Annotated in this window: 1 protein-coding gene and 1 pseudogene; both read left to right on the forward strand. The window is 63.0% G+C overall.

The features are described 5' to 3' along the window. Positions 1 to 41 precede the first annotated feature (41 nt). A complete protein-coding gene (locus EGH24_RS13955; RefSeq protein WP_142980746.1) occupies positions 42 to 452 on the forward strand; it encodes a DUF5805 domain-containing protein in 411 nt (136 codons plus the stop codon). Further along, positions 445 to 657: pseudogene (locus EGH24_RS13960) on the forward strand (tyrosine-type recombinase/integrase); the annotation flags it as partial. The gene EGH24_RS13955 and the pseudogene EGH24_RS13960, both read left to right, overlap by 8 nt.

Raw genomic sequence — 657 nt, forward strand, 5'->3', positions numbered from 1 at the left:
TNNCNCNNNNGNNNNANGNGATGTCCGGTCGAGGACCTCGTATGGCCGAAACCGACACCGAACGGGTCGGGGTCCGCACCTACGTGCCGCGCTACCAGCGGGAGACATGGGACCGCGATGCCGAGGAACTGGACATGAGCCGCGCCGAGTTCGTCAGAGCAATGGTCCAGGCGGGCCGCAGGAGCTTCGATCTGGAAGGTTCCACATCCGAGAACGAAAGCGACCACGATGATGCCGATGTTCGAGGGTCTACCCCTGGGGTTCACGGCCTCGAAGACCAGCTCCTCGACCTTCTCGAAACCGACGGATATCTCTCGTGGGACGAACTCGTCGCGGGACTGACCGACGACATCGAAGACCGGCTCGAGGAAAGCCTCGACGAGCTCCAGCAACACAACCGCGTACAGTACAACGGTCGTCGCGGCGGCTACACACTCGTAGACGATGAGTGAGACAGCAGAGCGGACTACGGATGCCCCGGACGATCCCGTCGCCTACTTCCTGCAGGACCTCACGTACCACGGGAAGACCGAGCGAACCAGAGACTCCTACGAGCGGGTGTTGCGAGACTTCGAGGCGTTCGTCCGGAACGAACGGGCGACCGAACTCGCAGCGGCCACGCAGCGGGAGTGTATGGCGTGGGTTCACACCCTCCGT

Source organism: Halonotius terrestris (genome assembly GCF_006861665.1).
Lineage (GTDB): Archaea > Halobacteriota > Halobacteria > Halobacteriales > Haloferacaceae > Halonotius > Halonotius terrestris.

Excerpts from the sequence above, each read along its gene's own strand:
- EGH24_RS13955 (WP_142980746.1), top strand. The coding sequence starts at position 42 with ATGGCCGAAACCGACACCGAACGGGTCGGGGTCCGCACCTACGTGCCG.